This window comes from uncultured Veillonella sp. (assembly GCF_905209685.1).
In the GTDB taxonomy this organism is placed as follows: Bacteria; Bacillota; Negativicutes; order Veillonellales; family Veillonellaceae; genus Veillonella.
The window spans coordinates 1-8,967 of the sequence record NZ_CAJLUB010000072.1; the positions used below are offsets into that span (position 1 = coordinate 1).

At 35.5% G+C, this 8,967-nt stretch carries 9 protein-coding genes and 1 riboswitch; of the genes, 7 read left to right on the forward strand and 2 right to left on the reverse strand.

Going from position 1 to position 8,967, the window contains the following annotated elements; all coding sequences use genetic code 11:
* Nucleotides 1-384: 384 nt before the first annotated feature.
* From argR to dapA, 5 genes are all read left to right on the forward strand, one after another.
* A complete protein-coding gene (gene argR / locus QZ055_RS06205; RefSeq protein WP_024065706.1) occupies nt 385-840 on the forward strand; it encodes an arginine repressor in 456 nt (151 codons plus the stop codon).
* A gap of 4 nt (nt 841-844) precedes the next feature.
* Nucleotides 845-2,509, forward strand: coding sequence for a DNA repair protein RecN (recN, locus tag QZ055_RS06210; protein WP_295825338.1), 1,665 nt, complete (start codon nt 845-847; stop codon nt 2,507-2,509).
* 41 nt (nt 2,510-2,550) lie between these two features.
* Nucleotides 2,551-2,722: riboswitch (Lysine riboswitch) on the forward strand.
* A gap of 74 nt (nt 2,723-2,796) precedes the next feature.
* Complete coding sequence (dapB, locus tag QZ055_RS06215; protein WP_295825340.1) at nt 2,797-3,594, forward strand: 4-hydroxy-tetrahydrodipicolinate reductase; 798 nt, start codon at nt 2,797-2,799, stop codon at nt 3,592-3,594.
* A gap of 23 nt (nt 3,595-3,617) precedes the next feature.
* Nucleotides 3,618-4,649, forward strand: coding sequence for an aspartate-semialdehyde dehydrogenase (locus QZ055_RS06220; protein WP_295783303.1), 1,032 nt, complete (start codon nt 3,618-3,620; stop codon nt 4,647-4,649).
* A gap of 21 nt (nt 4,650-4,670) precedes the next feature.
* Nucleotides 4,671-5,558 carry a 4-hydroxy-tetrahydrodipicolinate synthase gene (gene dapA, locus QZ055_RS06225; RefSeq protein ID WP_295825341.1) on the forward strand — a complete coding sequence of 296 codons (888 nt, stop codon included), beginning with the start codon at nt 4,671-4,673 and terminating at the stop codon, nt 5,556-5,558.
* 134 nt (nt 5,559-5,692) lie between these two features.
* Here the strand turns inward: dapA and lexA are convergent, their stop codons facing one another.
* Entirely contained in the window at nt 5,693-6,364 is a 672-nt protein-coding gene (gene lexA, locus QZ055_RS06230) for a transcriptional repressor LexA (protein ID WP_005386617.1), read from the reverse strand.
* A gap of 253 nt (nt 6,365-6,617) precedes the next feature.
* Between lexA and QZ055_RS06235 the strand changes: the two genes are divergently transcribed.
* Nucleotides 6,618-6,926, forward strand: a complete 309-nt coding sequence (locus tag QZ055_RS06235) for a LysM domain-containing protein (RefSeq protein WP_295825344.1) — start codon at nt 6,618-6,620, stop codon at nt 6,924-6,926.
* A gap of 122 nt (nt 6,927-7,048) precedes the next feature.
* On the opposite strand, the gene QZ055_RS06240 is transcribed toward QZ055_RS06235, so the two are convergent.
* Nucleotides 7,049-8,059, reverse strand: a complete 1,011-nt coding sequence (locus QZ055_RS06240; RefSeq protein WP_295825345.1) for a site-specific integrase — start codon at nt 8,057-8,059, stop codon at nt 7,049-7,051.
* 107 nt (nt 8,060-8,166) lie between these two features.
* Here QZ055_RS06240 and QZ055_RS06245 point away from each other — a divergent pair.
* Nucleotides 8,167-8,967: peptidoglycan binding domain-containing protein (locus QZ055_RS06245; RefSeq protein ID WP_363178844.1), on the forward strand; the 801-nt coding region annotated here is incomplete at its 3' end.

The window sequence follows — 8,967 nt, forward strand, 5'->3', positions numbered from 1 at the left end:
CCATTGGCATCCGATGAACCAAATACATAATCCACCTGAGTTATTTATATTGCAAAAACGATAAAACGAAATATATCTTTATTCATTATGAATAAAACTCATAAGAAACATGTAAAAGCCCCTTTATAGGGGCTTTTATTTATACATGCATATTATTCTAGTTTTAAATTATTAATTTCGTATAAATAGATGAAGCTTATAGGCTATGTGTTTGTACGCCCTTAATCTATAGAATGTTAACATTTTTTTAAATATAAATATAATATGCATAACTAGTATGAGATATGCGATTTATACCATATATTAATTATGAATATATGGTATAATAATAGCAGAAAGATACTATTCTCTTTTATGTGCAAGTTTTAAAAAAGGGAGTTCAAAATGAAACGCTATCGCTATAACAAAATTAAAGAAATCGTTCAGTCCAAGGCGATTGAAACTCAGGAGGAATTAGCAGCGGCCTTATTAGAAGAAGGTATTGAGGTAACGCAAGCTACTGTTTCTCGTGATATTAAGGAATTGATGTTAATCAAAATTCCTACAGGCGATGGACACTATCGATATGCATTATCTCCAGAAGAAAATGTAGTTCTATCTCGTAGTCGAATCAATCGATTATTCCAAGATTCTCTAATTAAGGTAGATCATAGCTTAAATCAAGTTGTATTACATACAATTCCTGGTTCAGCTCAATCCGTAGCATTTTCTATTGACCATGCAAAATGGTCTGAAATTATTGGTACATTAGCTGGTGATGATACAATTTTGTTAATTGCAAAATCTGAAGCTGAAGTTCCAGCAATTTTGGCGAAAATTCAAGATTTAATGAAGGACTAAATAGATGTTAACGCAAATGAGCATTCGCAACTTTGCGTTGATTGAGCAAATGAATATTTCATTTAATGATGGCATAACTATCTTTACCGGCGAAACTGGGGCAGGGAAATCCATATTAATGGATGCCTTTAGTATCCTTTTAGGAGAGCGCGCAAGCAGCGAGTTCATTCGTCATGGTAAAGATAGTTTTGTTATAGATGGAATATTTGATATTGCCGATCACCAAAGTATACAAGAACTATTAGAATCTAAAAATATTATGGTTGAGGAAGGGGAGTTAATTCTCTCTCGGTCATTTAACCGCAACGGTAAATCTACCATCTTAGCTAATGATCAACCTATACCATTAAAAGCATTAAAAGAAATTGGTCAACATTTAGCTGATATTCATGGTCAATATAGTAATCAACGATTGTTAGATGCCGATACCCATCATGAATATTTAGATACCTATAATAAAGAGGGACAGAAGGCTTACAAGACATATTTAGATGCCTATAAAATATATAAGCAAGCCAAACAAGATGTAGATCATTTACAAGAAAATATGTCTGAACGAGCGCGAGAGCTCGATATGCTACGATACCAAATCGATGAGATTGAAGAAGCAGGACTTACAATCGGTGAAGATGTTTCTATTGCAGAGGAATTAAAACGACTCGATAGTTTTGAACATATTGATAAGGTATTAGGTTCTTGTTATGATGCCTTTTATAATGGTCGCCAACCATTACTAGACACGATCAACTCTATTAAGGTAGAGGTTAATGACCTTGTAAAATATGATGGTGAACTGAAAGAAGTATCTGAAATGGTTGATTCTGCTTATTTCCAACTGGAAGAGGCGGCTCAATCGTTAGATCGTTATAGAGATACTATTAGCTATGACGAAGAACGCTATAAGTATTGCCAAGATAGAGATACAACTATTTACGGCTTAAAGAAAAAATATGGTGAAACTGTAGAAGAAATTCTGGCATACGAAGAAAAGGCACAAGCTCGTTTAGAGGAACTAGAAGGCCTTGTATTTGCACAAGATGAATTAGAAGCTCGTCTTGAAGAGGCGAAAAAGGTCGCAGAAGAAGCTTTAACAGTTTTACGTGACATACGTCTAAAAAATGCAAACATCATTGCTAACGCTCTACATCAGGAATTAGTAGACCTAGGCATGCCAAAAGGAGAGATTCAATTCCATATAGAGGATGGGGACGGCTTATCAGCTTTAGGTGCAAAATCTATTGAACTACTATTCTCCGCCAATAAGGGGGAAGAATTGTTACCACTTCACAAGGTAGCATCTGGTGGCGAATTAGCTCGCATTGCATTAGCCTTCAAATCTGTCTTCCGTAGTGATACGTTCAAGACAATGGTATTTGATGAAATTGATGTTGGTATTAGTGGAGATATAGCTTTAAAGGTTGCTGAAAAGATCCTACATCTCTCTAAGACTAATCAAGTATTCTGTATTACTCATTTACCTCAAACAGCAAGTATTGCAAAGCAACATTACCATTTGGCTAAAATTGAGCAAGATGATCGTACTGTTTCAACATTGTCGGTACTTAATGAAGAGGAACGAGTTACACAAATTGCTTCTATGATGTCTGGTCGAGGCATGTCTTCCACTGCATTAGCAGCAGCTAAAGAACTAATTGACCATTTTAATTGACTAAAATCGCATAATTACTTATACTAATAGTATTAAGTGAATATGTTGATAGAGGTGCGAGTATAAAGAGTAATCATGAGGAGTAGGCATGCATTGATCCATGATAAAAGGGATGCTTGCCGAAGTTCGATGATTGCGACTCATCGTTCTGGTTGTCTATTTAATAGATAGATGACTGTCATCAATTTGAATTGGTGGAGTGCTATCATTGAGCTTTTAGTAAAAGTTATAAGCTATATAAACTATAAGGCCAGTGGATGCATCCACTGGCTTTTTTGGAGGTATATATGATTCGAGTAATGGTAAATGGCGCTGGCGGTAAAATGGGCCGCGAAGTAGTCAAAGCAGTACATAATGATCCTGAATTAACATTAGTAGGTGGTATCGATCCTACAAAAGCAGGTCAAGATGTAGGCACCGTAGCGGGCATCGAACAATTAGGTATTACAATGAATGCCTCCATCGATGAGGTACTTGATACAAATAAACCTGATGTGATTGTGGATTTTACAAATCCTGCTGTCATCTATGAAAATGCTAAAAAGATGTTATCTGCAGGAATTCATGTAGTTATTGGTACTACTGGTTTAACAGCGGAACAACGCGACGAATTAGATGCTATTGGTCGTAAGAATAATGCCAATTGCCTTGTAGCACCTAATTTCTCTCTTGGTGCAGTTATGATGATGAAGGTTTCTGCTGAATTGGCTCCATATTTCCCTAATGTAGAAATTATTGAATTACATCATAACCATAAATATGATGCTCCATCTGGTACATCTATTTTAACAGCTAAATTAACTAACGAAGCTAAACAAGCTGCGAATGCAACTGCAGCAGAAGATTTAACTCGTGAAAGTTTACCAGGTGCTCGTGGCGCTAAGGTTGATGACGTAACCATCCACAGTGTTCGCTTACCTGGTTACGTAGCTCACCAAGAAGTACTATTTGGTGGCTATGATGAAACCTTAACGATTCGTCACGATAGTTTAAGTCGTCTTTCCTTTATGCCAGGCGTAGTATTAGCATGTAAAAAAATTAGTACTAAAACTGGTTTAACATACGGCTTAGAGCATTATTTATAATATAAGAGCAAGGAGATATAGTAATGAAAAAACCTAATGTTGCAATTCTTGGTGCTACTGGTGCAGTAGGTGCTGAATTTATTACACTTATTGAAGAGCGTAATTTCCCATATGAAAATCTTAAATTGTTAGCATCTGCTCGTTCTGCAGGTACTGAACTTACCGTTAATGGTAAAACATATGTAGTAGAGGAAGCTAAACCTGAATCTTTTGAAAATATTGATATCGCTCTATTTGCAGGTGGTTCTATTTCTAAAACATTAGCACCAGAAGCAGCTAAAAGAGGCGCTATCGTTATTGATAACTCTAGTGCATTCCGTATGGATCCTGAAGTACCTCTTGTAGTACCTGAAGTAAATCCAGAAGATATTTTAAAACATAAAGGTATCATTGCTAATCCTAACTGCTCCACTATTATTATGAGCTTAGGTTTGAAACCACTTCATGATATTTCTCCAATTAAACGCATTGTTGTAAGTACATATCAAGCAGTATCTGGTGCAGGTAAAGAAGGTATTGAAGAACTTGAAAACCAAGTAAAACAATATACAGCCGGCGAAGAAATGACTGCAAACTTATTGCCAACAGGTTCTGCACCTAAACATTATCCTGTAGCATTTAACCTATTGCCACAAATTGATGTGTTCTTGGACAATGATTACACAAAAGAAGAAATGAAAATGGTTCATGAAACACAAAAAATTCTTCACGACGACACAATTCAAGTTGTACCAACTACTGTACGTGTTCCAGTGTATCGTTCCCACTCTGAATCTGTTTTAGTAGAAACAGCAGAACCAGTTTCTGTAGAAGCTTTCAAAGCAGCATGTGAGAAATTCCCTGGTTTACAAGTAAAAGATAATCCTGCAGAACAAATTTACCCAATGCCATTATATACATCTAATCAAAACGACTGTGAAATCGGCCGTATTCGTAAAGACTTATATAACGACAAAGGTATGAATTTCTGGATTGTAGGGGACCAAATTCGTAAAGGTGCAGCACTTAATGCGTTGCAAATTGCTGAGTACTTGGTAGAAAAACAAGCATTTTAATCTATCAAGGGGAGGACAGATATGAAAACCTTTGGTCGAGTATTAACGGCTATGATTACATCATTTAATAATGATGGATCCTTAAACATAGAAAATAGTGTAGCTATTGCTAATCATTTGTTAGATAATGGCTCTGATGGCCTCGTTGTATGTGGTACAACTGGGGAAAATCCATCCATGTCTAAAGAGGATAAATTAGCATTATTTACAGCTATTGCTAAAGAATGTGGTCATAAAGGTTCTATTATTGCTAACGTAGGTTCAAATGACACAAAATCTTCTGTAGAATTTGTGAAAGAAGTTTCTAAAATTGATGGAATTGATGGTTTATTGGTTGTAGTACCTTACTACAATAAGCCAAATCAACAAGGCCAATATTTACACTTTAAAGCTATTGCAGAGGCTACTACACTTCCAATCATGGTATATAATGTACCAAGCCGTGTTGGAACAGGAATTTTTCCTACAACACTAGCTCAATTACATAGTGAATATCCACATGTATGTGCTATTAAAGAAGCTAGTGGCAATCTTATGATTGCATCTGAAATCAAACGCTTAATGCCAGGAGAAGACTTCATGGTATACAGTGGGGATGATGGACTTACATTACCAATGTTATCAGTAGGTGCTTGTGGTGTAGTATCCGTAGTGTCCCATTTGGCTGGCAAAGATATGAATGCTATGATTCAAGCTTATGAATCAGGTCATAATCACGAAGCACTTCGTATTCATCAAAGCTTAGCGGATATCATTAAAGCCATGTTTATCACTACAAACCCAATTCCTGTTAAATATGCAGCTCGTAAAATTGGCTTACCTGCTGGTGTATTTAATTTACCGATGTGTGATCCTAGTCCTGAAGAAGCAGCATACATTGATAAAGCTTTAGCTGAATATGTAAAATAAAATATAGAGATACAAAAAACAGTAGCTATCATATGTAGCTACTGTTTTTTGTATCTGTATATAGATTGTTAAAACTTAATAGAGAACTAATATAAAAATAAAACGGCTACAATATAATATGTAGCCGTTTTTTATTAAATTCTATCGCGTACAAGACCAATTACTAGGCCTTCAATATGACAATCATCTACAATAATAGGATCAAAATCATCATTTTCAGGTTGTAAACGAATATGTCCATTTTCTTTATAAAAACGTTTTACTGTAGCTTCATCATCTATACGAGCTACAACAACATCACCATTATTAGCAGTATTTTGATGGCGTACAATAAGCATATCACCTTCATACATACCAATGTTCATCATAGATTCGCCTTGAACGCGAAGTAAGAAGCAATCAGAATCCCCAGTCAATTGAACAGGCAATGTAAGGGTAGACTCTAAATTTTCTACAGCGGTAATAGGCATACCAGCTTGAACAGTACCAATGAGAGGAACTTGTTTAAGGCCGGCACCTAAAAATTCAAAGTTATCAGAACTGGAAGTTTCATTACCATCTACAGAAATAGAAGGTTTTGTATCCTCTAATACAGTAATAGCACGGTTTTTATTAGGATCTCGTTTAATATAACCAAACTTTTCTAGAGCATTCAAATGAGATTGTACAGTAGATGTAGAACTAAGCCCTACATGTGTACAGATTTCACGAACAGTAGGGCAACGATATTCATTATGTAGTGAATCTTTAATAAAATCTAATATACGGCGCTGTTTAGTATTAATATCTGTAGCAGGGCGTCTCACGATGAACCTCCAAAGTCAATATAATCTCAATCTAATGTCAATATTTATATGCGTAAAAAATAACACATGTCGTACTATATAATAAAAAAGTAAGATAATTACTAACTTACATACTTATTATAGGCAATTTTAAAAGTTTTTGCAAACATTTGTTCTAAAACTCTTGACCGAACATTCGTTCGTGTGCTATCATATGCATATAAACAAACAAATGTTCTCAGATATTATGTTCGATATAAATGTGAGGTATGAGATGAAAAATATATTAATGATGCTAGGAATGTGCTTAACAGTATTATTTGGTTATAATATGACAAACCCTGTAACAGATGCAAATACACATGCAGTACGCGAAGTAAAAGTACAAGTAGGCGATACAATGTGGGATATTGCAGCTCGCACAGCTCATAAAGATATGGATGTTCGTGAAATGGTATATGCCATGAAAGAACTTAACAATATCAGTGATTCTGGTACACTGGTACCTGGTACAGTTTTAAAGGTACCAGCACATAAAACTGATAGTCCAGTTAGAGCTTTGGACTATGTGGCTCAAAACTAAATATATATGGGTGTAACCCACACAAAAAAGCAGCTACTCAATAGAGATAGCTGCTTTTTGTTGTTTCATGTATGTTATTAACCGATTTATAGTTATTATCTAAATCAACTGATTTATAGTTTTTATCTAAATCGCTTTTCAAAGATTGTTGAGATAGGATTGTCTACAAACTTGTTCGCTTCATTAATATAACGACGAACCATATTTACGCTATGGTGGCGTGTTTGTCTCATAATATTACGTTCTTCCACACCATAAGCTGCAGCAGTCGTTGCAAAGCCATGACGCAAGCTATGGGCTCCATACATGGCAGGATCAAGACCGATAAGAGAAATATATTTCTTTACGATTTCGGCAATCATCTTATCTGATATAGCTGTTTTACGTAACGACATATTTTTAGTAAAACCTCTAAATACAGGACCATCTGTTATACCAGATGCACGTAACCATTGCTGTAAGGCACGAACTGCGTCTAAAGGAGAACCAGATAGATGCGGAATCGCCACTACAGCACCTTGACCTTCTTGGTCAGCTTTAGATGATGGTACAAAGATCTCAACACCTTGTGGAGAGAATTGAAGATGTTCTACTGTAATAGCCGCAATTTCGCTACGCCGAAAAGCACCCATAAATCCGATTAAAAGAATAGCTTTATCACGTAATAGTTGTAATTCAGGTACATCTAGCTTGGTCATACAATCTAAAATATCTTCAATATCCTCTAATAGGACTGGTGTCTTACCTTGTTGGAATGTACCTTTTAAACGTCTAATGCCCCGTAACGCTTGTTTTACGATAGGTGCCATACATGGATTATCCCGATGGCCAGACGCATTATAATTCTCAGATATAGCGCTAATACGACGAGAAATCGTATTTGCCTTAGCATAATCAGCAAGATCATTAATATAGTTCACTATAGTTTCTGGTGTAGCCGGAAAATAAGATACCTTTTGATAGGTACACCAATCTACGAAATCGTCCCAATCCGATTCGTAAGCATCCACAGTATTTTCAGCCTTAGACAGCAATATACTTTGTTTGGCTTTCATAGACAACTTGGTACTATTCATAAGCGCATCATTATTGCGCAAATAGAAATGTTTTTGTTGTTCCTTAGACTCTGACATAATTCACCCTTACCCCTAAAAATATCAATATAATTGTACCATAGAATAGGTACTTATATGCTATAATTAGAGAATATAATGACTAATTTGGGAGAGTTTATAATACAATGAGTAAAAAATATATAATATTAGGGACTATGCTTGTCCTGCTGAGTACGAGCGGCTGCTCATACATCCCAACAGAAAATATATCGTATGGCGTATTTTACAATGATACTGATTTATCTAATACACCAAAGAGTGAATTACAAGCTCAAATACAAGAACTAAATAGTAAAATACCACAACAGACTATATCCATTGATATGGGGAATAATAAAAAACAACAGGCTACGTATCATGATTTAGGTATTCAGGTAGATACAGAGGCTGTAGTGAAAGCTATTTCTACATATGGGTATGAAGATGATTGGTGGACCTTGCTTGCACATAGATTTAATGCCTTATATTATGGCCAACATTTTCAACCACAATATAAGCTAGACGAGGTAAAAAGTAAAACCTACCTTACAGAACTTGCCAAATCAATTGATACTCCAGGTCATGATGCATATCTAACTATTGAGAAGGGTCAAGTTGTATTCCATCCTGCTAAAGAAGGTAAACGCATTGATATTGATGCAACCTTACAAAACCTTAAGGATCAATTACAATCTGGAGAAAGCATCACATCTCTATCTATGGTATTTACCACAAAAAATACTATTAAGGTTACTGATTCTGATTTAAAACCATTAAATACCGTTCTAGCATCCTTTAGTACAGATTTTGATCCAAATAATGAAAGCAGAACACATAATATTCAACTCGCATCTGATAAAATCAATGGTACATTGATTAAACCTGGTGCAGTATTCTCCTTTAACGATGTTGTAGGTGAACGTACTGCTGAGGCTGGCTATGATGAT